The organism is Aestuariibaculum sediminum (genome assembly GCF_014596945.1).
Taxonomy (GTDB): domain Bacteria; phylum Bacteroidota; class Bacteroidia; order Flavobacteriales; family Flavobacteriaceae; genus Aestuariibaculum; species Aestuariibaculum sediminum.
In genome coordinates, this window is the sequence record NZ_JACVXB010000011.1 from 17857 (window position 1) to 42913 (window position 25057).

The 25057-nt window shown below is 34.9% G+C and carries 22 protein-coding genes and 1 pseudogene; 10 read left to right on the top strand and 13 right to left on the bottom strand.

The genetic code is table 11. The features are described 5' to 3' along the window. Positions 1-51 precede the first annotated feature (51 nt). Together ICJ83_RS15905 and ICJ83_RS15910 are read left to right on the top strand one after the other, a co-directional pair. Positions 52-1269, top strand: a complete 1218-nt coding sequence (locus ICJ83_RS15905; RefSeq protein ID WP_188231400.1) for a hypothetical protein — start codon at positions 52-54, stop codon at positions 1267-1269. 108 nt (positions 1270-1377) lie between these two features. Then, positions 1378-1857, top strand: coding sequence for a hypothetical protein (locus tag ICJ83_RS15910; RefSeq protein ID WP_188231401.1), 480 nt, complete (start codon positions 1378-1380; stop codon positions 1855-1857). A gap of 85 nt (positions 1858-1942) precedes the next feature. On the opposite strand, the gene hemL is transcribed toward ICJ83_RS15910, so the two are convergent. Genes hemL through ICJ83_RS15925 form a run of 3 tightly spaced genes read right to left on the bottom strand, consistent with a single transcriptional unit; the run spans position 1943 to position 4978 of the window. Then, complete coding sequence (hemL, locus tag ICJ83_RS15915) at positions 1943-3229, bottom strand: glutamate-1-semialdehyde 2,1-aminomutase (protein WP_188231402.1); 1287 nt, start codon at positions 3227-3229, stop codon at positions 1943-1945. A 25-nt stretch (positions 3230-3254) separates the two neighbouring features. Further along, the gene (locus ICJ83_RS15920; RefSeq protein WP_188231403.1) at positions 3255-4061 is read right to left on the bottom strand and encodes a glucosaminidase domain-containing protein; all 807 of its coding nucleotides are present in this window, start codon (positions 4059-4061) and stop codon (positions 3255-3257) included. Positions 4062-4063: 2 nt separating this feature from the next. Then, complete coding sequence (locus ICJ83_RS15925; protein ID WP_188231404.1) at positions 4064-4978, bottom strand: 1-aminocyclopropane-1-carboxylate deaminase/D-cysteine desulfhydrase; 915 nt, start codon at positions 4976-4978, stop codon at positions 4064-4066. A 395-nt stretch (positions 4979-5373) separates the two neighbouring features. Between ICJ83_RS15925 and ICJ83_RS15930 the strand changes: the two genes are divergently transcribed. The 3 genes from ICJ83_RS15930 (at position 5374) to ICJ83_RS15940 (ending at position 8225) form a co-directional block, all read left to right on the top strand. After that, the gene (locus tag ICJ83_RS15930; protein ID WP_188231405.1) at positions 5374-5526 is read left to right on the top strand and encodes a DUF5522 domain-containing protein; all 153 of its coding nucleotides are present in this window, start codon (positions 5374-5376) and stop codon (positions 5524-5526) included. A gap of 258 nt (positions 5527-5784) precedes the next feature. Next, positions 5785-6354 (top strand): DUF4136 domain-containing protein, encoded by a 570-nt coding sequence (locus ICJ83_RS15935; RefSeq protein WP_188231406.1) that lies wholly within the window; start codon positions 5785-5787, stop codon positions 6352-6354. Between the two features lie 110 nt (positions 6355-6464). Further along, positions 6465-8225 (top strand): aromatic amino acid hydroxylase, encoded by a 1761-nt coding sequence (locus tag ICJ83_RS15940; protein WP_188231407.1) that lies wholly within the window; start codon positions 6465-6467, stop codon positions 8223-8225. Here the strand turns inward: ICJ83_RS15940 and ICJ83_RS15945 are convergent, their stop codons facing one another. The 4 genes from ICJ83_RS15945 to alaS all read right to left on the bottom strand — a co-directional run bounded on the left by ICJ83_RS15945 (position 8226) and on the right by alaS (position 13703). Then, positions 8226-8978: an enoyl-CoA hydratase/isomerase family protein gene (locus tag ICJ83_RS15945; RefSeq protein ID WP_188231408.1), complete on the bottom strand. Its 753-nt coding sequence runs from the start codon at positions 8976-8978 to the stop codon at positions 8226-8228. A 41-nt stretch (positions 8979-9019) separates the two neighbouring features. Beyond that, positions 9020-9634 (bottom strand): DUF4230 domain-containing protein, encoded by a 615-nt coding sequence (locus ICJ83_RS15950; protein WP_188231409.1) that lies wholly within the window; start codon positions 9632-9634, stop codon positions 9020-9022. A 453-nt stretch (positions 9635-10087) separates the two neighbouring features. Then, positions 10088-11053 carry a GSCFA domain-containing protein gene (locus ICJ83_RS15955; RefSeq protein ID WP_188231410.1) on the bottom strand — a complete coding sequence of 322 codons (966 nt, stop codon included), beginning with the start codon at positions 11051-11053 and terminating at the stop codon, positions 10088-10090. A 37-nt stretch (positions 11054-11090) separates the two neighbouring features. After that, a complete protein-coding gene (gene alaS, locus ICJ83_RS15960; protein WP_188231411.1) occupies positions 11091-13703 on the bottom strand; it encodes an alanine--tRNA ligase in 2613 nt (870 codons plus the stop codon). Positions 13704-13921: 218 nt separating this feature from the next. Here alaS and ICJ83_RS15965 point away from each other — a divergent pair, with 218 nt between their 5' ends. The 5 genes from ICJ83_RS15965 (at position 13922) to ICJ83_RS15985 (ending at position 17196) form a co-directional block, all read left to right on the top strand. Beyond that, the gene (locus ICJ83_RS15965; protein ID WP_188231412.1) at positions 13922-14893 is read left to right on the top strand and encodes a M23 family metallopeptidase; all 972 of its coding nucleotides are present in this window, start codon (positions 13922-13924) and stop codon (positions 14891-14893) included. Next, positions 14893-15222: a MerR family transcriptional regulator gene (locus tag ICJ83_RS15970; protein WP_188231413.1), complete on the top strand. Its 330-nt coding sequence runs from the start codon at positions 14893-14895 to the stop codon at positions 15220-15222. Before ICJ83_RS15965 ends, ICJ83_RS15970 begins: the two co-directional genes overlap by 1 nt. A gap of 91 nt (positions 15223-15313) precedes the next feature. Then, entirely contained in the window at positions 15314-15937 is a 624-nt protein-coding gene (locus tag ICJ83_RS15975; RefSeq protein ID WP_188231414.1) for a LemA family protein, read from the top strand. Positions 15938-15943: 6 nt separating this feature from the next. Further along, entirely contained in the window at positions 15944-16381 is a 438-nt protein-coding gene (locus ICJ83_RS15980) for a TPM domain-containing protein (protein WP_188231415.1), read from the top strand. 5 nt (positions 16382-16386) lie between these two features. Then, complete coding sequence (locus ICJ83_RS15985; protein WP_188231416.1) at positions 16387-17196, top strand: TPM domain-containing protein; 810 nt, start codon at positions 16387-16389, stop codon at positions 17194-17196. 315 nt (positions 17197-17511) lie between these two features. Here the strand turns inward: ICJ83_RS15985 and der are convergent, their stop codons facing one another. The 6 genes and pseudogenes from der to ICJ83_RS16015 all read right to left on the bottom strand — a co-directional run. Further along, positions 17512-18816, bottom strand: coding sequence for a ribosome biogenesis GTPase Der (gene der / locus ICJ83_RS15990; protein WP_188231417.1), 1305 nt, complete (start codon positions 18814-18816; stop codon positions 17512-17514). Positions 18817-19084: 268 nt separating this feature from the next. Then, the gene (era, locus tag ICJ83_RS15995; RefSeq protein ID WP_188231418.1) at positions 19085-19969 is read right to left on the bottom strand and encodes a GTPase Era; all 885 of its coding nucleotides are present in this window, start codon (positions 19967-19969) and stop codon (positions 19085-19087) included. A 133-nt stretch (positions 19970-20102) separates the two neighbouring features. Beyond that, positions 20103-20831, bottom strand: coding sequence for an FKBP-type peptidyl-prolyl cis-trans isomerase (locus tag ICJ83_RS16000; protein ID WP_188231419.1), 729 nt, complete (start codon positions 20829-20831; stop codon positions 20103-20105). A 115-nt stretch (positions 20832-20946) separates the two neighbouring features. After that, entirely contained in the window at positions 20947-22173 is a 1227-nt protein-coding gene (locus ICJ83_RS16005) for an Nramp family divalent metal transporter (RefSeq protein WP_188231420.1), read from the bottom strand. Positions 22174-22179: 6 nt separating this feature from the next. Continuing rightward, positions 22180-24744: a M1 family metallopeptidase gene (locus ICJ83_RS16010; RefSeq protein ID WP_188231421.1), complete on the bottom strand. Its 2565-nt coding sequence runs from the start codon at positions 24742-24744 to the stop codon at positions 22180-22182. A gap of 133 nt (positions 24745-24877) precedes the next feature. Next, positions 24878-25057: pseudogene (locus ICJ83_RS16015) on the bottom strand (thioredoxin-disulfide reductase); the annotation flags it as partial.

Consider the following 25057-nt stretch of genomic DNA (forward strand, 5'->3'; position numbering starts at 1 on the left):
TAGCCATAGCCCCCTTGATTGCACTTTAAGAAAAATAATTACATTTAGATTATGGCAAAAACTATTACGATAATTTTAATTGTTTTCACTTTCTCCGTAGTTTACGCGCAAGAAAATGATAGTATCGTAAAAAACGGCATCGACAACCCGAACCTTTTAGGCTTGCATCATTTCGGAATTTTTAGTTCTAGGCTAGTTTCTAATTTTAAAAAACAAGCACCAAAACACAGCTCAATAAATATAAATTACTCAAGTGGAAATATTTTCCACCCATTTGTTGAAGCATATTTTCCCGAAGACCCGGAAACCAGAAAAAAACAAAATGAAGTTATCTGGTATCATAGAAACTTTAGGTTTGTTGACCAAGAAACAACTCCTGCCGAATATATGAACATTTTGGTGGATGCCGTTATAAAAGAATTTAAATTGAATGTAACTATTCCAATAAGTAACAATCAGGAAGTAAACATCGCCTTACGAACACATGTATTTTCTAAAGGAAAATATCCCTTTTCCATATTTACAAGCGATGAATTTATAGAATGGACGCACAGCTATATTATTGGCAAAGAAGATCCCTACGGCCGAAGATATTATGGACTAAACAAAACCAATTTCGAATATTTAGACCGACATGGTAAAACTGTAGACTTACACAATAATGACTTTTTAATTAATGGTTTGGAATTTAGTCATTATATATACCCAGAATTAAATTGGAATAAAAAACATAATATCTATCTAAACTTTGGGACACATTTAGGGGTTAACACATCAAAGTACAATAATAGTTTAGACATTGGTTTTTCGGCAAACGGATTAAAAACAATACCTCTAAAAAATAATTACCGATTTGATATTGGTATCGGTTTTAATTTGCTTCGTAAAAACATAATTAACTTCAAGAGCCCGGTAGATTTTGGCAACAACGCATATTTAGGCACAGGTGAAGGGGACTTAGAAATTACAAAGTTTACAAGAAAAAACACATATCATGCCTTCGGCGTTAACTATCAAATTCAAAGCCGGTATAATAAAAAAGAAGAGGCCTCATATTACCAATTATTTGGGAAATGGCAAGAAATTAGAGGCGGTTGGCACCATGGCGTTTCAACGTTATATAAAACGTTATCGTATTGGTCCTTTATCTATACCTACGGCAGAAATAATTTAAAATTATCCATTTATTTAAAGGAAGACCTTTTGGTTAATAACGCACCCGATTTACAAACCGGAATCAATTTGAAATGGCCCATCTTCAATTTATAGAATCTTAATTTACAGATTTCCAATCGTTAATAATGCGTTAATATTTTACTCCCCATTAAACCTTTCTATTTTTTCAAAGTCTTAAAATCAAATAAAACGCTTAAAACGATGAAAAACATATTAGTTATAGCAATGGCCTTAATAACCTTACAAGGTATTGCACAAGAAAAAAGAGCGCTTGCTAATCGCATGGACAGACCTCATAGAATGAGCGACCTAAGCCCAGAACAGGCAGCAACATTGAAGACAAAAAAAATGACCTTGCACTTAGATTTAACAACTAAACAGCAAGATGAAATATACAAGTTAAACTTAGAAAATGCCAAGGCCAGAAAAGAGATGATGGCTAATTTAAAAGCCAAGAGAGAACATGGCGAACTAAAAAAACCTACTCAGGAACAACGTTATAAAATGATGAATGCTCGTTTAGACCATCAGATTGATGAAAAAGCAAAAATGAAAACTATTTTAAATAGTGAACAATTCATAAAATGGGAAAATCATCAGAAAAAAATGCAGCAACAAGGTCGTAAAATGAAAAGACATATGGCTCACAAACCAAGTGAAGCTCCTAAAAACAGAAAATAAATAGTTTAGTTAATTTTTAACTATAGTTGGTTGGTTAGTTTAAGCGCGTTTCTACAATTAGAAACGCGCTTTTTATATATAATCATTATAAAGATTTTGCTACCTTATTTACCGCGTTAATAGTAAAATCTAAATCTTCATAACTTAAGGCATCTGTTATAAACCATGTTTCAAATGCACTAGGTGCAATATACACCCCTTCATTCAACAACCCATGGAAGAATGATTTAAAGGTATCATTATTCCCTTTAGCTGCAGTATTAAAATCGACAACTTCTGCCTCATCAAAATGTACTGAAATCATTGAACCCACGCGATTAATGGTATGGGTGATTTTATTATCTGATAACACCTTAGCAATACCTTTATGTAAATACTCGGTTTTTTCGGCTAATCGATTAAAAATTTCCTGCGATTCATTTAGCGCTGTAAGTATGGCTAGACCAGCCGCCATGGCCAGTGGATTCCCACTTAAAGTACCTGCCTGATATACTGGCCCAAGAGGAGCTAAATGATTCATAATTTCATTTCTGGCAGCAAACGCCCCAACAGGTAAGCCCCCACCAATAACTTTACCGAAACAAACGATATCGGCTTTAATATTGAACAATTCCTGAGCGCCTCCTCTGGCCAGTCGAAACCCTGTCATAACCTCATCAAATATCAATAACACATTATGCGTATCGCATAAGTTTCTTAACTTTTGTAAAAAATCATTTTGTGGTGGTACGCAACCCATATTTCCTGCTACCGGCTCAATTATAATACACGCTATTTCGTTTTTATTAGCCTCTAAAAGTTCCTTTACATTATCGATATTGTTATATTGTGCCAATAGGGTATCTTTTGCTGTTCCTTGAGTAACTCCTGGACTGTTTGGTGTTCCAAATGTACTGGCTCCACTTCCTGCCTGTATTAAAAAGGAATCGCTATGGCCGTGGTAACACCCTGCAAATTTTATAATCTTATCTCTTCCTGTATACCCTCTGGCTAATCGCACAGCACTCATACAAGCTTCCGTTCCTGAATTTACAAATCTTATTTTGTCGATATTAGGTACCATTGAAACTGCCAATTCAGCAATTTTAGTTTCAATCTCTGTTGGCATACCAAAAGACGTTCCTTTTTGTGCCTTTTTAACAACAGCATCAACTACTGGTTGATAAGCATGCCCTAAAATCATAGGACCCCAAGAATTTATATAGTCTATAAGTTTATTACCGTCTTCATCATACAAATACGCACCTTTAGCCTCTTTTACAAAAATTGGTGTACCACCTACTCCTTTAAAAGCTCTTACGGGCGAATTAACACCTCCTGGAATTACCTGTTCTGCTTCAGTAAATAATGCGCTACTGCGTTTATAAATCATATTACTTTTTACTTTTATGTTCTGTTTAATATTTAGAAATAATCAACTCCTGTCCTATACTAATATTTGTTCCGTTTAACCCGTTTAATTGTTGAATATTTTGTACTGTGGTATTATATCTTTTGGAAATGGAATAAAGTGTATCTCCTTTAACTACTGTATGAACGGTGTTATGAATTGATTCTTCTTTTGCATAATCTATAGGTTCGTATGCCGTTCCTAAAACTTCCTCGTCATATTTATGTAAGTCGTATCTTTCTATAAGGCTTATTAATTTATCAGGATACTTTCTATCGGTGGCATAACCAGCTGCTTTAAGGCCACGAGCCCAGCCTTTATAATCGCCTGCTTTTAATTTAAATAAATTAGCATAGCGTTTTCTTTCGGTTAAAAACAGGGAATGATCTCTAAACGAATACTTAGCGTCTACGTACTTTCTAAAACATTCCTGTGAGCGGTCGTCATCATGATAAATTTTAGCACCTGTCCAACCATGGCATTTAATTCCAAAATGGTTATTAGCCTCTACGGATAACCTTCCATTACCTGACCCTGACTCTAAAATACCTTGAGCTAGTGTAATACTGGCAGGAATATCGTAAAGTTGCATTTCCATTTTAGCGATATCCTTAAAGGTATCAATATAACGTTCGGTAGCATTAGCGTAAACCTTTGTTTCTAATGGTTTAGTTTCAGATGGTTTCGGGTTTTCCACCGTCCTCTTTATGACACGTTCGGTATTCGAAGTTGTGTTTTTTTTAGTTGGCACTTTTCTGGTTTTACAGCTTGCTAGTAAAACGACTACAACTAATAACAGCCAAAATTTATTCATTATTATGTTTCTATTAATGGTAAATGTTTCTTTTTTAATTTGGCATTCATTCCTGAAATACCCTGTAAACCACCCGTATGAATTGCTAAAATTTTTGCTTTTTCAGGAAAATAACCTTTCTCTATTAAATCTATAATTCCGTACATCATTTTTCCTGTATACACAGGATCTAAAGGAACTTCATATGTTTTTTTAAATTGGTTAATAAAATCAATCAGCTCTAAATTAACCTTCGCGTACCCCCCAAAGTGATAATCAGGTATAAGTTTCCAATTGGTTTTCAGTGCAAATTTACTAATATCTGTTTGTAAAAAGTTGCCTTTTAGCGCAGGAAATCCTAAAATTTGTTGACCAGGTTTTGAACAGTTTATTAATCCCGAAATCGTCCCGCCTGTTCCAACAGGACAGCAAATAAAATCGAACTGATGGTCCTCTGATGATAAAATCTCTTCACACCCCTTAACTGCTAAATAATTTGAACCTCCTTCGGGGATCAAATAAAAATCACCAAATTCGTCATGTAACGCTCGTATAAAAACCTCATTTGTTTTATCTCTGTACGTATCTCGATTCACAAATTTAAATTGCATCCCACATTTTTGAGCAAAATTTAATGTAGGATTAAGCGAATTACTATTTCCCAACTCCTCGCCACGAATTACGCCAACCGTAGTAAACCCATATAACTTTCCGGCCGCAGCTACCGCTGCAATGTGATTTGAAAATGCTCCGCCAAAAGTTAACAGACTATTGAAATTTAACTTATCTGCTTCTAAAATATTGTATTTAAGTTTTCTGTATTTGTTACCTGAAACAAAATCATGGATTTTATCTTCCCGTTTGATGTAGAGTTCAATTCCATAAGAATTTGGAACCTCTATAGTTTGATTATTAATTTGGTTCAACTTAAATATCATGACTGCGAAGATACTTTAAAAAACTCCAAAATGACCTATGTTCTAAATAGTGTAAATCGTTTTCTCGAGCATAAGCCTCTCGCTCAAATGATATATTTTTGTAAGCCAAATGCCAGTACTTATATTGAAACAACCGAATAATAAATTCCAATCCGTAAAACAAATAAAAAAAAACAACGAACAGTTCCATTTGTTGTTTTAAGTGTATCCGTTCGTGATTTATAAAAATTAAATTATTCTTCAAATGCTTTTCCTTTATAAAAACAAATGGAAACAAAGTTATCGCAGAATACCCCCTAGGAACTAAAAATTGTAAAACCAAAATCATAATAATCCCCTTTAAGAATTTGAACAAAAGTATAATAATAAAAATTTAAAGTATTTTTGCTACCTATATGAAAAAGATAATACCCATTGAAGAAGGCGATTACTACCTTACCCCTGAAGGCTATCGCTGTTTTACTGAACAATATCATCTTAAACGCGGTTATTGCTGTGAAAGTGGATGCCGCCATTGCCCTTACGGATTTAATGCTAAAAGAGGGTAAAAAACCCAATTTATAATCTAGTTTGCAATTAACAGGAAAATACATATTAACAGACGATTATAGTTTATCAAATGCCGACATGCGAGTAAAAAATGGATTTTAACTTTCTTACATTCAAGTGTTAAAAGTATTATGCTTGGTACGATTATTGATGCTTTTTATATGATTTAATTTATCTAAAGGATCTTGACAGATTAAAGTTAATTCCAAAAAATCCACTTTAGTTTATTAAATTTACTATAACTAAAAAATTGCATCATGAAACTAGTATTAAAAACATTACCGCTTTTAGCAATTCTTATAGTAGCCACATCGTGTAGCTCTATAAAAGTGGCTACCGACTACGATAAACAGGCCGATTTTAACAGTTACAAAACTTTCGCCTTTTACAAAACAGGTATCGATAAAGCTGAAATTAGTGATTTAGACAAACGTCGCATATTACGAGCAATTGAAGCTGAGCTATTAGCAAAAGGATTCACAAAATCTGAAACACCCGACCTTTTAATTAGTCTATTTACCAAATCCACCCAACGTGTAGATGTATACAACAATGCCTGGGGCTATGGTGCCTGGGGTTGGGGCGGCTGGGGCCCTTGGGGCGCTGGTTTCGGTCCTGGTTGGGGTTGGGGCTGGAATCAACCTACCGCTACAACAAGTACTGAAGGTGTTTTATATATAGACTTAATTGATGCCAATAAAAAAGAATTGGTTTGGCAAGGCATGGGCACAGGATACCTCTCACAAAACATGGATAAGAAAGAAGCCTTAATTAAAGAGTTTGTCTCGAAAATATTAGAAGAATATCCACCGCAACCAAAACAATAACAACAAACAAAAAGCAACCTATTAAGGTTGCTTTTTGTTTTATTTAACATTGTTGTTTACGGAGTATTTGCTATAATTTGTATATTTATTTTACAACTTAAACTAAAAACATGTCCACCACCAATATAACATCTAACCCTATTTTGGATCGCTTACCTAAGCATTTACTTCAATACGTTAAACCCCAAAATTATGAACTTTATTCAGCTATAGATCAAGCTGTTTGGCGCTACGTTATGCGCAAAAATGTTGACTTTTTAAGTTCGGTAGCACATGACTCTTATCTGGAAGGATTAAAACAAACTGGTATTTCAGTGGATCATATACCGAATATGTATGGCATGAACCGTATTTTAAAAGATATTGGCTGGGCTGCGGTTGCTGTTGATGGTTTTATACCACCTAACGCCTTCATGGAATTTCAAGCCTATAATGTTTTGGTAATTGCTAGTGATATTAGACAATTGGAGCATATAGAATATACACCAGCTCCCGATATTTTACACGAAGGAGCAGGTCATGCGCCTATAATTGCCAACCCTGAATACGCGGAATATTTACGTCGGTTTGGTGAAATTGGTTGTAAAGCCATTTCCTCGGCAAAAGATTACGAATTATATGAAGCGGTGCGACACCTATCTATAATAAAAGAAGCCCCCAACACTTCGGATGCCGATATTTTAAAAGCTGAAGAAAAAGTGGAGGAACTTCAAGAAAACATGGGCGAACCTAGTGAAATGGCTTTGATTAGAAACTTACATTGGTGGACGGTTGAATATGGCCTGATTGGCACTATCGACAACCCCAAAATATATGGTGCTGGATTACTTTCATCGATTGGAGAAAGTGCCTGGTGCATGACCGACGCCGTTAAAAAGTTACCATATACCATTGAGGCAACCTACCAGGATTTCGATATTACTAAACCACAACCACAACTATATGTAACACCTAATTTTGCGCATTTAAGTTTGGTTTTGGAAACCTTTGCGAACACTATGGCACTGCGAAAAGGTGGTCTAATGGGTGTTAATAAATTAATTGCATCGGAAGCTTTGGGCTCTGTTGAACTCAGCACTGGTCTTCAAATTTCAGGACAATTTAGTCATGTTATTTCCGATAACGGAAACCCCATTTACATTCAAACTAAAGGCCCAACAGCTTTAGCCTACAGGGAAAAAGAATTAGTTGGTCATGGTACTCAAACTCATAATAAAGGATTTGGTTCGCCAATAGGTAAGCTTAAAGGTATTAACTTAGCCATTGAAGATATGAGTCCTAGAGACTTGAAAGCCTATAATATTTTTGAAGAAGAATCGATTACTTTAGAATTTGAAGGCGACATTACCGTTTCAGGACAAATTATAACTGGAAAACGAAATCTGCAAGGTAAAATTATTCTTATCAGTTTTAATAATTGTACCGTTGCACATAAAGACACTGTTTTGTTCAAACCTGAATGGGGGGTTTACGATATGGCTGTCGGGAAATCTGTAGTTTCTGCATTTTCTGGCCCTGCGGATTTACAAAGCTTCGATTTAATAACGCATAAACCCACGAGTGAGACCATTCACATTAAAAAAACCAATACACAATTAAAACTTGAAGCTCTATATCAGCAAATAAGAGATTACCGGGAAGGAAGAAACAAAACTATTTCGAGAACCAAAGTGCTAGACGAACTTATTGAAAACTTTCCAACTGACTGGTTACTATCTATTGAGCTTTATGAATTGGCTTTTAAAGGCAATGAAAATTCACTTTGTAGTCGTATTTTAGATCATTTAGAAACCGTAAAACAAAACAGACCACAAGTAGGCAAATTAATTGATGATGGATTGAATATTATCCGGGACCAGGTAAAAGTATAATTATTTAAATCGTTTTAACGTATGCTTTGTAAATTCACTTAAAACTAATTTACCGCTAATTTTTGCACGTTCAATAAGTAAATTATCCCAGTTTTCAGTGTCTTTCCAAAGCACCTTTTTCATTTCTGATAAAGCCTCAAGGTTATATCCTGCCAATTTTTGTGTAAAATTGTTAAGCTCTTGATCCATTTTTACGACATCATCATAGACTTCAGTATACAACCCTTTTTCTTTCGCCCATTTTGCATCAAAAAAAGTTTCAGCATCTAACGTCATTTGCGACATGGCATTTAATCCAACGCGTCTTGTTACCGCAGGTTCAATAACAAATGGTCCAATACCAATACTTAATTCACTAAGTTTTATGGAGGCATACTTAGTTGCAAAACAGTAATCGGTAGCCGCAGCTAAACCTACACCGCCTCCAACAGCCTTACCTTGAATGCGACCTATAATTAATTTTGGACACTTTCGCATCGCATTTATAACCTTGGCAAACCCTGAAAAAAAAAGTTGTCCCGCATGAGGGTCTTCAATAGCTATTAACTCATTAAAACTAGCTCCTGCGCAAAATGTTCTATCTCCACCACTTTTCAAAACAACAACAGCTATTTCATTATTGTTACCAGCACTTTTTATTGTATTTTCTAACTGTGACAAAACATCACTTGGCATAGCATTATGTTGGGGATGATAAAACTCGATAAATCCAACTTTATTTTCTATTTTAAGAGTTACGTAAGCCTCAATCATAATATTTTTCTCATTATTTTATGGCCGAAGATAAACAAAAACTATGGTTTTAGATTCGTGAGTTCTTCGTTATTAAGAATGGTTGTGTTTTCATATTTCAAAGTCCACCCTAAAGAATTGGTTAACAAATAAAGCTTAGATAGTTCGCTAATCAACCTGTTTTTTGCGTTACTTTTTATCTCCGATGCATCAACTTTTTCTTTAATCAATTTAGTTACTATATTTTTTATAGAATTGTAATCTTTAGCTTCAAAAGGATTAAAATAACCAAACTGTACATCGTAATATTCTATATCGGGATAAATATGAATTTCTTCTTTGGGAATAGTTAAAATAGTGAGCATTTTATTTTCCTCATCAATATTAAAAGTGAGCTTACTTAAATCGTATGCCACGGTGACATCTGCATTAACAACTACTAAAGCCTTTTTTTCAGAGGTAAAGTATTCCCCTAGAATTTCTTTAGAATTCTTATAATTGTAAATCTCGCTAAATCGTCCTTCGGTAACTACTAATTTACCAACATTTTTAATTTCCTTTTCAATTAAAGCACTATGTTCTTTTAGTGTTACCTCCTCCTGACGCTTATCTTCGCAAAACTTAATGACCAATAAAACAAATAGAGTAATAAAAACTCCTAATAATATTTTTCGCATCCCCTAAATTAAATATTATTTTAGACATAAATTACACGACAACACGAAATATTAGGCAAAAAAAATACACTAGTTTTCTTCGACATATGAAGCCTAACTAATGTATATTATTGATTAATAGCTTTACAAATATAACAGTAAATCTTGTGTTATAAGTTAAGGCATTATTATGATTGCTTTAACTTAATTTAAACAATAAGCAAAGACAGTCATGTGTTATACATATAAAAAACATCAACCCAACAACCGACCTTTCGATTACCGAAATTGATGTTTCTAATATGAATTGATTAATAGCCTACTAAAATTAAATCATTTTAGTTAAGTGGTATGAATTTTTCGATTAAGTGTTATAAAAAAAGATAATCCGCAAACATCACAATTAACTGAATTACAATCATTTAAAACCTAAGTTTTCACCTACGAAACCTATAGGTTTTATAGTGTTAATTATTAGAATTTTATATGCTCAAATTCCGATTGTAATAGTTTCTTCTTAGATTCAAGACGCTCAAGAAATACCTTATGTGCTTCTGAATTGGGGTTAAATGGTTTATGTCTTAATCCTTTTTGAATATCGTCAACCAAACCCATAGTAGGCAGGGCGTATTTGGAAACCCACACCCTACAAAACCTTTCCCATATATGCTGAATAGCCACTTTATTAGGATGTAACATATCTTCGGTGTAAAAGCGGTAATCTCTTAGTTCATCCATCATGATTTCAAATGAAGGAAAATAATATAATGCATCATGCTTGGATGATTTACTTTCGCCCAGTAATTGATGAATTCCTGAAATTAAATGAGCTTTACTTTGTGTATTTTCTATAAAGCCATCCTTAATATGACGGACAGGAGAAACCGTGAACATGATAGTTACATTGGGATTTATACGATGTATTTCTTCCACCACACCCTTAATAGATTGATACACCTCATCGACACTGAGTAAGACTTTATCAAAATTCCTTTGCGGTACTTTATGACAATTAGCAACAATCGCTTGTGTTTCTTTATTTCGATAAACCCATGCCGTTCCCAAAGTAACAATTATATGTGTCGCATTAGTAATACATTTGTGCGTAAGATTAATTGCTGAATTTAAGGCGGTAATTACTTCCTGCTTGGAACTATCGCTTAAATTAGAGTGCGCATCGAAACAATGCCACCGTTCATTTTGGAAAATTAAATCATTATCAGAATACAAATCCTCCTGCACTGCTCTTCTAACTAAAGTTTCAACAGATACTGGATTAAATAAAATACCGAACGGATTCTGGAGACTTTTGAATTTATAATAACTGAACTTTTCTCCAATATTTTCAACAAAACACGAGCCTAATAACAACAGGCTGGAATGATAATCAATCCTATTATCAATTTGCTCCTTTAATGGTATTGTCGTTTGAAAGTTCATATAAAAAAGATTCCCGCTTTCGCGGGAACATTTAGTTTTATGCAACGTAATCTTTAGCTTTTACTAAAGCCTCCTGAATACCTTCAGGATTTTTACCGCCTGCTGTAGCAAAAAATGGTTGGCCTCCGCCACCACCTTGAATATACTTCCCAAGCTCCCTAACTACTAAACCTGCATTTAATCCTTTCTCTGCAACTAAATTTTTAGAAATATAGCAAGACAGTAAGGCTTTACCGTTTTGATTGGCAGCTAATAACAAAAATAAATTATCTACTTCTCCACCTAATTCAAAAGCAACATCTTTAATCCCACCGGCATCTAAATCTAATTGTTTCGCTAAAAACTGAACACCATTCACTTCGGTTAGTTCACTTTTTAAATCACCTTTAACATTTTTAGCTTTATCTTTTAACAAGGCTTCAATTTGTTTCTTTAATTCGGCATTTTCATCTTGTAAACTTTTTAATGCTTTTACAGGTTCCTTTACATTGTTAAGTAACGATTTCATTTCGAAATACGCCTGATTATTCTCAAAATAAAACTCCTTAGCAGCAGCGTGTGTTATTGCTTCAATACGACGAATTCCAGCAGCTACAGCTCCTTCTGAAACAATTTTAAAGTGCCATATATCGGAGGTATTGTTAACATGCGTACCTCCGCAAAGCTCTATGGATTGCCCAAAACGAATAGCTCTAACGGTATCACCATATTTTTCACCAAACAAGCTCATGGCTCCTTCGGCTATCGCCTCTTCTTTTGGGATGTTACGTTTTTCTTGGAGTGGTAATTTACCTTCTATTCGGGCATTGACAAAGTTTTCAACATCCCGTAACTCTTCATCTGTAAGTTTAGAGAAGTGAGAAAAATCGAATCGTAAAGATTTACTCTGTACCGCACTTCCTTTTTGCTCTACATGTGTTCCTAAAATTTCTCTTAAAGCCTGATGCAATAAGTGAGTGGCCGTGTGATTTGCTTCGGTTCTGGCGCGTTCTTCTTCGTCTACAATGGCTTTAAAAGTGCCATTAACGCCAGATGGTAATTCTTTTGCAAAATGTATGATCACATTATTTTCCTTTTTCGTATCTAAGATATACGTTACATCACCGTTAGCGGCTTCAATGTAACCCTTGTCTCCCACTTGTCCTCCTCCTTCAGGGTAAAATGGTGTTATGTTAAATACCAATTGATACATTTCGCCATCTTTTTTCGACACTACTTTTCTGTATCTAGTAATCTTAACATTAGCAGTTAGCGTATCGTAACCTATAAATTCTTCATCGCTATCATCATATAAAACCGTCCAGTCGTCGGTACTCATTTCACTGGCAGCGCGTGAACGCTTTTTTTGTTTTTCTAATTGTGCTTTGAAACCTTCATGGTCAAGACTAAGTCCTTTTTCATTTAAAATAAGTGCTGTTAAATCAATAGGAAATCCATAAGTATCATATAATTCGAAAGCCTTTTCTCCAGAAACCTCTTTACCTTTTGTTTCTTCAACGATACGATTTAATAAAACCAATCCTTGCTCCAAGGTTCTTAAAAAGGAGTGTTCTTCTTCTTTAATAACATTTTCAACAATTTGTTTTTGTGTTTTTATCTCTGGAAATGCATGTCCCATTTTTGCTGCTAGCACTTCTACCAATCGGTAAATAAAAGGTTCCTTTTTATCTAAAAATGTAAAACCATAACGCACGGCACGACGCAATATTCTACGTATTACATAACCAGCTCCAGTATTACTTGGCAATTGCCCGTCTGCAATAGCAAATGCTACGGCACGCACGTGATCTGAAATCACTCGAATAGCAATATCAGTTTTTTCATCATTACCATAAGTTTTACCGGTAATGGTTTCTATTTCTCTAATAATGGGTGTAAATACATCGGTATCGTAATTGGATTGTTTTCCTTGAAGCACCATGCACAAACGTTCAAATCCCATACCAGTGTCGATATGTTTATCTGGAAGACTTTCTAAACTACCGTTAGCCTTACGATTGTACTGCATAAATACCAGGTTCCAAATTTCGACAACCTGTGGGTGATCCATATTTACTAAATCCTTACCTGGAATTTTAGCTTTTTCATCTGCCGAACGGATATCAACGTGAATTTCACTACAAGGGCCACAAGGTCCCTGATCTCCCATTTCCCAGAAGTTATCCTTTTTATTTCCCATTAAAATACGATCTTCGGGTACAAACTGTTTCCATAAATCGTATGCTTCTGTATCCAGCCCAAGGTTATCCTCTTTATCGCCTTCAAAAACGGTAACGTATAATATATCTTTATCTATACCAAATTCTTCGGTAAGTAATTCCCAAGCCCAAGCAATAGCTTCCTTTTTAAAGTAATCACCAAAACTCCAGTTTCCTAACATTTCGAATAATGTATGGTGGTATGTATCATAACCAACTTCTTCTAAATCGTTATGTTTTCCTGAAACTCGTAAACATTTTTGAGAATCGGCAACACGATTACTTTTCGGAATTGCATTACCTAAAAAATATTCCTTAAAAGGTGCCATACCTGCATTTATAAACATTAAGGTTGGATCATCTTTTAACACCATAGGTGCCGATGGTACAATGGCATGCTTTTTATCTTCAAAAAAACTTAAAAACTTAGCGCGAATATCTTGTGACTTCATTTATTAAAAATGGTTACTATTTTGTTAAAATACTTTTATTACAAAACAAATTTTTATCTTTACTTTCTTGACAAAATTAAACTAAAAAAAACAAGATAACGTTTGTTATAATGGGTATTTAATCTATACGCCATCATCTGTGTTTAATTGTTTAATTTAAATAAATTCAAATTCGAATTGCTTTTGTTATAAAGTGCAAAAATAGAATAAATTGCGACATGAGTAAGGTAAAATATTATTACGATTCAGAATCGTTATCCTATAAAAAAATAGAACGTAAAAAAAGAACGACATTTAAATATGCGTTTGTATTTTTATTAGGATCTGCTCTATTTGGTTTTTTATTTGTTTTTATTGCCAGTCAATATATCGAATCCCCTAAGGAACGTCAGTTAAAACGTGAATTGCAAAACGCCCAATTACAATTTGAACTGCTCAATAAAAAAATGGCAGAAGCAGAAACTGTATTAGCCGATATTGCCGAAAGAGACAACAATATTTATCGGGTTTATTTTGAGGCAAATCCTATTCCTGAAGAACAACGAAAAGCTGGATTTGGAGGAATTAATCGCTATAAAAATCTGGAAGGCTTCGACAATTCTAAACTAATTATAGAAAGTAACAAACGTTTAGATATTTTACAAAAACAAATTGTAGTACAATCGAAATCTCTAGATGAAATAACCAAATTAGCTGAGGAAAAAGAAAAATTATTGGCGGCCATTCCAGCCATTCAACCAGTAAGCAATAAAGATTTAACCCGAATGGCTTCAGGTTACGGTATGCGCTCCGACCCTTTTACTAAAGCCAGAAAAATGCATTGGGGTATGGATTTTACCGCTCCTCGAGGCACCCCTATTTATGCCAGTGGAGATGGCGTTGTTGAGCGCGCCGACAATAATGCTTCCGGTTACGGAAACCATATACGTATTAACCATGGTTATGGTTACGTAAGTTTGTATGCGCATTTATACAAGTACAATGTAAAAAGAAATCAAAAAGTGAAACGCGGCGACCTAATTGGTTTTGTAGGAAGTACAGGACGTTCAGAGGCGCCTCATTTACATTATGAAATTTTTAAAGACGGACAACGTATTAACCCAATTAATTTTTACTACGGAAGTTTAACAGCCGAAGAATTTAATGAACTTTTAGAGCACGCCTCATTAGAAAACCAATCCTTAGACTAATGCACATAGAACTACCCGAAAAACGTTATTATAGCATTGGCGAAGTCGCTAAGGCATTTCAGGTAAACACCTCTTTAATCCGTTTTTGGGAAAAAGAGTTTGATGCGCTTAAACCTAAGAAAAATGCAAAAGGCAATCGTAAGTTTACCCCGGATGATATTAAAAACTTGAAACTTATTTATCATTTGGTAAAGGAACGCGGTTTCACCCTTGAGGGAGCTAAAATTCATTTAAAAGAAGGAAAGCAAGAGCCTATGTCTAATTTTGAAATTATAAGCAAATTAGAAGATGTAAAAAATCAACTAATAAAAATTAAAGAACACCTTTAAAATCACAAAGGTATCTCTTAAAAAAAGTAACATCTTAAATTACTTTGCGTCTAATACATAGAAACGAAAACTTTATTAAACTTATTTTATTATGAAAAAAGGACTAATTTCAGGTCTTGGATGTGGTGCCATAGCTGCTATTGCTATCGGTATCTTTATTGTAATTTCCATTTTATTTGGTATGAACTTTAACAACAAAGCCGTTGCCCTTGAAGAAAATGTTGGCGAGGCCTGGGGTAATGTACAAACATCATATCAGCGTAGAAATGACTTAATTGGGAATTTGGTAAACACAGTTAAGGGTGCTGCCGACTTTGAACGCAAGACCCTAACCGAAGTTATCGAGGCTCGTGCCAAAGCAACCTCCATTAGCATAGATCCTAATAACATTACACCGGAACAGTTGGCCCAATACAATCAGGTTCAAGGTGGTTTAAGTGGTGCGCTTAAAAGCTTATTGGTAACCGTGGAGCGTTACCCAGAATTAAAATCCAATCAAAATTTCTTGAAGCTTCAAGATGAATTAACAAGTACAGAAAATACGATTCAAACCGCCAGAACACGATATAACGAAGCGATTAAACCCTACAATATCCATATAAAAACCTTCCCAAACTCATTGTTGGCGGGAATTTTAAACTTCGATAGTAAACCGTATTTCGACTCCGAAAGTGGTGCTGAACAACCTGTTGATGTGGAATTCGATTTTAACTAAGAAACCATGTCTAAAGTAGAAGATTTCCTTACCGAAAGCGAAGAGCAGGAAGTCGTAGATGCGATACGTCAAGCTGAGTTAAAAACTTCTGGAGAAATACGCGTACACTTGGAAAAGTCATCTTACGGCGATACGTATAAGCGCGCTTTACGTGTTTTTCACCTTTTAAAAATGGATAATACCAAAGAACAGAATGGTGTATTAATTTATGTTGCTGTAGAAGACAAAGCTTTTGTTATTTGTGGCGACAAAGGCATTAATGATGTTGTACCCAAAGGATTTTGGGATAGCACGAAAAATATTATACAAGAACACTTTAAAGCTGGAAAATTCAAACAAGGATTAGTTGATGGCGTGTTAAAGGCAGGCAAGGAACTTGAAACACATTTCCCTTGGCAACATGGGGATGAAAACGAACTTTCAAACGACATTTCAAAAGGATAAAACACATGCAATTTCCCATAACAAACACACGTTTTAAGCCTTTTATTTTAGCATTAACAATAACATTTCTTGTTTTCAATATTGGTTTTGCCCAATTCAATATTCCTGAGATACCTGAAGAACAAACCAGTGTCTATGATTATGTGGGACTGCTCTCTAAAAATGAAAAAATTAACTTAGAGCGCAAGCTTATAAAATATTCTGACACTACATCCACACAAATTGTGGTAGCCATAATCGGATCCACAAAAGGTGAAAATATTGGACTATTAACACCACGATGGGCACATAAATGGGGCGTTGGTCAGGCCAAGGAAGATAATGGCGTATTTATATTATTAGCCCGAGACGATAGACAAATATGGATTTCCCCGGGTTATGGCGTTGAAGACCGGCTTACCGCAGGTATTGTTGGCGAAATTGTTAGAAATGTCATCATCCCTGAGTTTAAAAACGGAGATTACTTTCAGGGCTTAAATAAAGGTACCGATGCTATTTTTGACGTCCTTACCGGAGCTTACAAAGGCGCACGAAAAGCAGATAAAAACAATAGCCCTTTTGGGTTTTTCTTCTTATTAATAATCATTTTTATTATAATCATGATTTCGAAAAACCGTCGTGGTGGCGGTGGTAATAATGGTCGTGGTGGTAACAGACATGGCGGATTCGATATTTGGGACGCCATTATATTAAGTAATATGGGACGTGGCGGATTTGGAAGCAGATCAGGTGGTGGTTTTTCTGGCGGCGGGGGATTCGGCGGCGGATTTGGCGGCGGCGGATTCTCGGGAGGTGGTGCCGGTGGCAGCTGGTAATATTTTTATTTTAGATTATTGAATATAATACTTTAGAAATTACAATTTCTGATTAACGATTTTTGAATTTTTGGAATATGTATTTTGCTATTTGTTCTAGAAAAAGGACAAAAGAGTAACGAGGTATGATTCTGATTATTAGGTTGTTTAAAAAATTCTCATCAATTAAAGTGACAAACCTATGATTTGTTATAGCGAAAACAGAGTAAATTTTTATTTGTTCTGTGTCTGGATACAATTTCTCGTACCTCAAAATTACTTGACGTGACGATAACTTTAGACTTTAGACAAAAACACTTCTAACCTCCAATAAACCTATTTCTTACGCATATATACACTTACGGGTACTCCTGTAAACTCGAAGTGTTCACGAAGTTTATTTTCTAAGAAACGTTTATAAGGATCTTTTACATATTGCGGTAAATTACAGAAAAATGCGAACTGTGGTTGCGGTGTTGGCAACTGCATAACATATTTTATTTTAACGAATTTCCCTTTATACGCTGGTGGAGGATAGTTTTCAATAAGAGGTAAAAAGATCTCGTTAAGTGTACTTGTTTTAATCTTCTTTGTACGATTCTGGTACACTTCAACAGCCGTTTCAATGGCTTTATAAATACGTTGTTTGGTCATTGCCGATATAAATATAACGGGCACATCGGTAAATGGTGCAATTTGTTTTTTTATTGCTTTTTCGTATTCTTTCGTGGATTTATGGTCTTTTTCAACTAAATCCCACTTGTTTACTAAAATCACAATGCCTTTACGGTTACGTTCTGCTAACCAGAAAATATTTTGCACTTGACCATCGAAACCACGCGTAGCATCTAAAACCACTAAACACACATCGGCATGCTCAATAGCACGCACACTTCGCATCACCGAATAAAACTCCAAATCTTCTTTTACTCGAGATTTACGGCGTATTCCTGCCGTATCTACTAAGTTAAATTCGAATCCAAATCGGTTATATTTTGTATCGATGGCATCCCGAGTGGTTCCTGCAATATCCGTAACGATATAACGCTCTTCTCCTATTAAAGCATTTATAAAGGAAGATTTTCCGGCATTAGGACGACCAACAACTGCAAAGCGGGGTAATTCGTCCTCTACAACCTCTTCTTTTTCTGGTAAGGCAGCAACTACGGCGTCTAATAAATCACCAGTACCACTACCATTAATTCCTGCAACGGTATAATAATCACCAAGACCTAAAGCATAAAATTCTACTGCATCTTCCGCACGCTTAGCATTATCTACTTTGTTAACTACTAAAAATACAGGTTTCTTAACGCGCCTTAAAATATTAGCTACGTCTTCGTCCATACCAGTTATACCAGATTCTACATCAACCATAAAAATAATGGCATCGGCTTCATCAATGGCTAATTCTACTTGTTTATCTATCTCAGCCTCAAAAATATCATCACTTCCAACAACATACCCACCAGTATCGATAAGCGAGAATTCTTTTCCATTCCAGTCAGTTTTTCCATAATGTCTGTCTCGGGTAACACCACTTACCGCATCTACAATGGCTTCTCGACGTTGTATTAAACGGTTAAAAAATGTTGACTTACCAACATTTGGACGACCTACTATAGCAACTATATTACTCATACTCTTAATTATGTGACGCAGTTTTTAACTGACTTATGACTACTGAAATTTTTTGCAAAAATAGGAAATATACATTAGCTAATCTTCTTTTTTAGAAAAGATTAAAAATGTTTTCATTTCAAACCATGGTTTCTTATTTAAAAGATTGGAAATGAACCCTTATTACATATTTGAAGAACACTGAAATACTGGTGTTTTTAGTATAAAAAACCAGACAAATAATCTGGACAAATGGCTTACCCAAAACCGTTTAAAATTCAATCAAAGGTTAACGCTGGTTATAACCAAAACGACGTAATTGGTTTTGATTACTTCGCCAATTTTTATTCACTTTAACATAAGTTTCTAAGTGAATCTGTTTCCCGAAAAAGGCTTCTAAATCCCTTCGGGCTTCCATGCCCACACGCTTTAGAGCTGCTCCCTTATGACCAATAATTATTCCTTTTTGAGTATCGCGTTCTACCATAATTACGGCTCTAATTCGAATAATATTTTCCTCTTCTAAAAACTCTTCTGTTTCTATCTCTACTGCATACGGAATTTCCTTTTTATAATGAAGTAAGATTTTTTCACGAATAGTTTCGTTGATAAAAAAACGTTCTGGTTTATCTGTTAACTGGTCCTTAGGATAAAATGCAGGTGATTCTGGAAGTAACTCAATAATTCTATTAAAAACCTCCTGAACATTAAACCCCTCGAGCGCAGAAATTGGAAATATCTCGGCATTAGGTACTTTTTCGGCCCAAAGCTGCACCTGTTCTTCCAATTGCTCTTGATTGGAGGTATCTATTTTATTTAAAAGTAATAATACCGGTGTTTCTGAACTGGTTATTTTTTTGAAAAAAGCTTCATCTTTTAGTTCCTTTTCTCCTATTTCAACCATATATAACAACACATCGGCATCCTCGAATGCAGATTTTACGAAATCCATCATAGATTCCTGTAACTCGTAAGCTGGCTTTATAATTCCAGGGGTATCAGATAAAACAACCTGAAAATCATCACCATTCACAATTCCAAGAATTCTATGGCGTGTGGTTTGCGCTTTTGAGGTTATAATCGATAATTTTTCACCTACGAAAGCATTCATTAATGTGGATTTACCCACATTAGGATTACCTATAATATTTACAAAACCGGCTTTATGACTCATTCCTACTCATTATTTAGATGGTGCAAAAATACAACCTTGTTTTGTTTATTTGACTATAATTAACCCAGATAAACTAAAAAAGGCAGAAAAATAAATTTTTCTGCCTTTTAATATTTTTATTAATGAGATTAAATTATTTTACAATCTCTAAAAGTTCTACTTCGAAAATTAATGTAGAAAACGGTTTGATATTTGGCCCACTTTGTCTGTAACCATATGCTAATTCCTGTGGAATGTAGAATTTATATTTTGAACCTACCGACATTAATTGTAAACCTTCGGTCCATCCTGGAATAACTTGTGTAACTCCAAACTCGGTTGGGTTACCTCTATCTACAGAACTATCGAATACTGTTCCGTCGATTAATGTTCCATGATAATGTACTTTCACACGAGAAGAAGGTGTTGGTTTCTCTCCGGTTCCTTCTTTTAAAACTTCGTATTGTAAACCACTGTCGGTAACCTGGATACCTTCTTTAGACTTGTTGTCTTCTAAGAATTTTTCTCCTTCAGCTTTGTTATCAGCAAATTTCTCCTCAGCATTTTTAATCATTTCCTCTTCTTGCTTCTTCCTTGCATCTGCTTGTTTCTTTTGGAAGTACTTACTTAAAATCGCCTGAACCTGATCTTCAGAAATTTTTAGACTAGCTGAATCTTGAGCATTCATGAATCCTTGCATAAAAATCTCCTTATCTACTTCTGAAGCATTTGTTTTAATGTTACGGGCTACGTCCATTCCAATAGCATAACTCACAGAATCAATTTCTGTATTTAATGCTTTATTAGGAACCCCTCCATTTTGATTACAAGAAACCATTGCTAAACCAGCTGCAGCAACGCCTAAACATTTAATTAATTTCATTATATAGTCTTTTTAATAGTTTAAAAAAATTCGAACGCTAAAGTAACAAATTTAATATAAGATAGCCGTTAGATTTTTATGATTTTTTACAGAATTAAATGTAATTAATACCCTTTTAAAGTACTTGAAACACTTTCAGGATACTTTTCAAGCCTAAAAAGATAGTAATCGACAATATTACAATACCAAACACATTTTGTTTAACGTTGTTTTTATAATTGCCTAATACGGAAGCTCTATTCATTATCCAAATTAAAAAGCCAGCCACCACCGGCAACAATATGCCGTTTGCAACTTGAGCAAATTTGATTATTTCAATAGATTTTATACCCACTGAAGATGAAATAATACCAACAACTAATACAAACATCCAAATACCTCTAAAGTATCCCGACTTTAAATTGCTGTTCCAACCCAGGCAACCGCACGCTACATAAGCAGCTGCTAAAGGTGCAGTAATAGCGCTTGTAATTCCTGCAGCAAAAAGACCGATTGCTAAAAAATATTTAGAATAAACACCAAAAAGAGGTTCTAATCCTTTAGCTAAATCGGCTGCACTATTTACATCATTGACTTGAATAGCAGACGACGAAACCATAACACTCATAGATACTAACCCGCCTAAAACAACAGCGATAATCGTATCTTTTCGGGCGTATTTTAAATCACTGTTATGATGCCATTTTTCTTTAACTAAAGAAGCATGTAAAAATAAGTTATAAGGGACAACAGTTGTACCTATTAAACCAATAATGGTTAAAATGCTATTTTCTGGGTAAGATGGTATTAAAGCACCTTTTAAAACTTCTAACAAATTAGGTCCTGTTAATATTGCCGTTATGAAAAACGCTAAACTCATTAATATCACCAGACCTACCAGTGCCCTTTCAATAACTTTATAATTACCTATATAAAGCAAAGAAAAGGCCAAAATACCAATTATAACACTAAACACATTTACTGAAACCAAACCGGTTTCTATTTGTTGTTGGCTAAAAACAGCCTCTAATCCTAAAACCCCACCACTAATATTACCAGCTTCGTAGGCGGTATTACCCACAACAATAGCCGATAAAATAAGGAAGACTGCTGCTCCCTTTAAAATTGGCGATTTAATTTCAGCCTTAATAGTTTCCGCAAGTCCCTTTTGGGTAATAATACCTAATCTGGAGGACATTTCCTGAAGCACTATGGTAGCAATAATTGAAAGAGATAAAGCCCAAAGGAGTGCATAACCGAAATTAACGCCAGCCAAAGTACACATGGTTACAGTTCCTGGCCCAATAAATGCAGCTGCAACTAACGGTCCGGGACCTATATTTTTTAACCAATTTTTAATCATGCTATATTATTCTTGTTTCCATAAATACTGTACGCGGTACAGTGGGTCGGTGGCCTGTAACAATTTATTTTTTAACACTGGACTAAAATCGGGATTATCGGTTAAAAATTGTTGCAAAACTTTATAGGCTTCTGGCGATGTATATGCCCCTATAGATGCATTTAACCAAGCTTTCGGAAAGAAAATATCACCAGTTAGTTGAATCTCTTCCAATAAATCTAAACACATTCTTAAATGTTTTTGTCCTGAAGCCTGACGCATCGGGTGATTTACGTAACCAAGGGCATCTAATACCCAGGATTCCTTTTCACGGTTCTCTGGTTTAGCCAATGATTTCATAAAGTTATCCCTAACGGTTTCATCCTGTGATAATGCAGGTCGAACAAATTGGAAGCGTTTCTTCCTATCGGGATTAGAAATTTGATTTTCAGCTTCGTTTAAAATGTCTTCCGCCTTTTCATGTTGAAAAATAGCCAGGGTTGATGCAATACTTGTATAATCGTTTTCATTTAAGTAAACGTTATCTAACGAAACTGTTTTATTCCAAACATCGTATAAAAATGCTTTTCCAGTTTCTGAATGAGCGATACTTTTGTAAAGATTAAACATTGTTTTCTTCATACTCTGATCTAAATTTTCATTTAAACGCTCTCGTAAAAATGTTTCCAATACGTTCTGCATTAATGCACGCTCTTCTGCATTAAAATACTTCCAGTATACTGAACTTATTTCTTTAGAAATTAAATCAATTATTAAATCTTCATCCTCTACTTTTAACCCCTCAAGTAATTCATTAAACGCTGTGATTGCAGAAATACTTCCACTTAGCATGTTTTCATACAAATTGATATAACTAAACCCGCGAGCCACATCATCTTGAATATCGTAAACATTGTAATTTTCAATAGTAGCAGGAAAAACGCCATAACCCAACCCATTATAATTGTAAATAATAGCCTCTGGTTTTGGCCAGCCCTCAACCGATTTTAAACGCACGCTTTTTGCATTCAAATTTACAGGCTCCAGGTGAATTGAATCTTTATAAACCAATCCAATATTAAAAGCTTGCGTCCAGATATTATCGCTTCCGTCCTCTGCGTGCTGCATAATTTCGAAACGTTCAATTTCACCTTGCTTTGAATAAGTGACACTATCTGAAACTATGGGGCGCCCTGGTTGATTAACCCATACCTCACTCCATTCTTTCAAATCGATAGTAGTTTCAGTGTCTAAAAGTTCAACTAAATCATTCCAGGTTGCGTTTCCGTTAGCATAAGATTTAATATAGTTTCGCATGCCTTTTTTGAAAGGTTCTTCACCCATAATAACCTCCAATTGACGCATCATTATTGGAGCTTTATGGTAAATGATATTTCCATATAATGTACCGGCGTTTTTCAAATTTCCTAAGGGTTGTCGAATAGGCGTCGCCCCCAAGGTTCTGTCTTCACTGAAAGCGCTGGGATAATGAGATGTTAAAAATTTTAAATCGTGATTAATATTAGGGAAAGATCCGTTAACAATTTTATCGGCCATAAAATTGGCAAATACTTCTTTCAACCAAACGTCGTCAAACCATTTCATGGTTACTAAATCGCCATACCACATGTGCGCGGTTTCGTGTGCTATAAGACGCGCGCGATTTAATAATCGTTCCTGTGTGGTCGCATCATCTAAAAAAAGTGAAGATTCTCTATATTGAATAGCTCCAACGTGCTCCATACCTCCATATTGAAACCCTGGGATAGATGCAAAATCCATTTTTTGAAATGGAAACGGATACTGAGTGTACGCCTCTAAAAAATCTAATGCATTTTGATGATGTTTAAAAATGGCGTCTACGCTTGCTGCTATTTTAGCCGAATCATTTTCACGATACAATAAAGTCATTTCCATATCGCCAGGCGTCCTTATAGTTTCATTAAACACCCCCGCTACGAATGAAAATAAATAAGTACTCATTTTATCAGACATCTTAAACACGCGCTTCGTATACCCTTTGTCCGATTCTTTATAATCCAATGGACCACCACAAAGTACTTTCCAGGACTCTGGTGCTGTAATATTTAATTGATACGTTGCTTTTAAATCTGGCTGATCAAAACAAGGGAATAAAGTGCTGGCACGATCTGGCACTAATAGAGTATACAAATAATTGTCGTTTCGATTTAAAGACACTTCACCGGCATCAAAATCTACAATTATACTATTTGCGCCTTCTTTTAAATGCTTTTGAAGAATAATTAAATGCTCTCTTTTATGAATGATATCTATATCTTTTCCATTAACTGATACGTGTTTAATTTTTGATTTATCTTCATTGAAATCTAAATACAAAGGGTATTCTAAATCATTTATTTGAACATTTAAAAGCATTTCCGAATTAATGGCTTTTTCCTTTTCTGCGGGAATGTTAAAAAATAGATTATAAACAATTTCGGAAACTTGCTTTTTCCTGTACGTTGCCAATTCTGAAGAAATACCTTCGACTAATAAAAGATTCTCTTCATTAGAGTTTGATTGACATGAAAACACACTAATAAAAACTAAAACAAAAAAAAGATTCCTCATAGATAAAATGTAGTATATAGATATTTATGAAACAACCCCGTGGTCATCACGAGGTTGTTTATTAATTTTTAATTGCCTCGGTTTCGGGACTTGTTAGTCTCGATAACGAGTAAAAGTAAAATTTTTATAGTAATTAACCCACTTTTGCTGCCAAATAACGTTCGGCATCTAATGCAGCCATACAACCTGTACCTGCTGCCGTGATTGCCTGACGATAAACATGGTCGGCTGCATCACCACTTACAAATACCCCTGGCACATTTGTTTTTGCTGTTCCTGGTGTATTAATAATATACCCTGTTTCATCTAACTT

Coding starts and splice junctions, on each gene's coding strand:
- ICJ83_RS15905 (WP_188231400.1), top strand. CDS start 52: ATGGCAAAAACTATTACGATAATTTTAATTGTTTTCACTTTCTCCGTA.
- ICJ83_RS15910 (WP_188231401.1), top strand. CDS start 1,378: ATGAAAAACATATTAGTTATAGCAATGGCCTTAATAACCTTACAAGGT.
- hemL (WP_188231402.1), bottom strand. CDS start 3,229: ATGATTTATAAACGCAGTAGCGCATTATTTACTGAAGCAGAACAGGTA.
- ICJ83_RS15920 (WP_188231403.1), bottom strand. CDS start 4,061: ATGAATAAATTTTGGCTGTTATTAGTTGTAGTCGTTTTACTAGCAAGC.
- ICJ83_RS15925 (WP_188231404.1), bottom strand. CDS start 4,978: ATGATATTTAAGTTGAACCAAATTAATAATCAAACTATAGAGGTTCCA.
- ICJ83_RS15930 (WP_188231405.1), top strand. CDS start 5,374: ATGAAAAAGATAATACCCATTGAAGAAGGCGATTACTACCTTACCCCT.
- ICJ83_RS15935 (WP_188231406.1), top strand. CDS start 5,785: ATGAAACTAGTATTAAAAACATTACCGCTTTTAGCAATTCTTATAGTA.
- ICJ83_RS15940 (WP_188231407.1), top strand. CDS start 6,465: ATGTCCACCACCAATATAACATCTAACCCTATTTTGGATCGCTTACCT.
- ICJ83_RS15945 (WP_188231408.1), bottom strand. CDS start 8,978: ATGATTGAGGCTTACGTAACTCTTAAAATAGAAAATAAAGTTGGATTT.
- ICJ83_RS15950 (WP_188231409.1), bottom strand. CDS start 9,634: ATGCGAAAAATATTATTAGGAGTTTTTATTACTCTATTTGTTTTATTG.
- ICJ83_RS15955 (WP_188231410.1), bottom strand. CDS start 11,053: ATGAACTTTCAAACGACAATACCATTAAAGGAGCAAATTGATAATAGG.
- alaS (WP_188231411.1), bottom strand. CDS start 13,703: ATGAAGTCACAAGATATTCGCGCTAAGTTTTTAAGTTTTTTTGAAGAT.
- ICJ83_RS15965 (WP_188231412.1), top strand. CDS start 13,922: ATGAGTAAGGTAAAATATTATTACGATTCAGAATCGTTATCCTATAAA.
- ICJ83_RS15970 (WP_188231413.1), top strand. CDS start 14,893: ATGCACATAGAACTACCCGAAAAACGTTATTATAGCATTGGCGAAGTC.
- ICJ83_RS15975 (WP_188231414.1), top strand. CDS start 15,314: ATGAAAAAAGGACTAATTTCAGGTCTTGGATGTGGTGCCATAGCTGCT.
- ICJ83_RS15980 (WP_188231415.1), top strand. CDS start 15,944: ATGTCTAAAGTAGAAGATTTCCTTACCGAAAGCGAAGAGCAGGAAGTC.
- ICJ83_RS15985 (WP_188231416.1), top strand. CDS start 16,387: ATGCAATTTCCCATAACAAACACACGTTTTAAGCCTTTTATTTTAGCA.
- der (WP_188231417.1), bottom strand. CDS start 18,816: ATGAGTAATATAGTTGCTATAGTAGGTCGTCCAAATGTTGGTAAGTCA.
- era (WP_188231418.1), bottom strand. CDS start 19,969: ATGAGTCATAAAGCCGGTTTTGTAAATATTATAGGTAATCCTAATGTG.
- ICJ83_RS16000 (WP_188231419.1), bottom strand. CDS start 20,831: ATGAAATTAATTAAATGTTTAGGCGTTGCTGCAGCTGGTTTAGCAATG.
- ICJ83_RS16005 (WP_188231420.1), bottom strand. CDS start 22,173: ATGATTAAAAATTGGTTAAAAAATATAGGTCCCGGACCGTTAGTTGCA.
- ICJ83_RS16010 (WP_188231421.1), bottom strand. CDS start 24,744: ATGAGGAATCTTTTTTTTGTTTTAGTTTTTATTAGTGTGTTTTCATGT.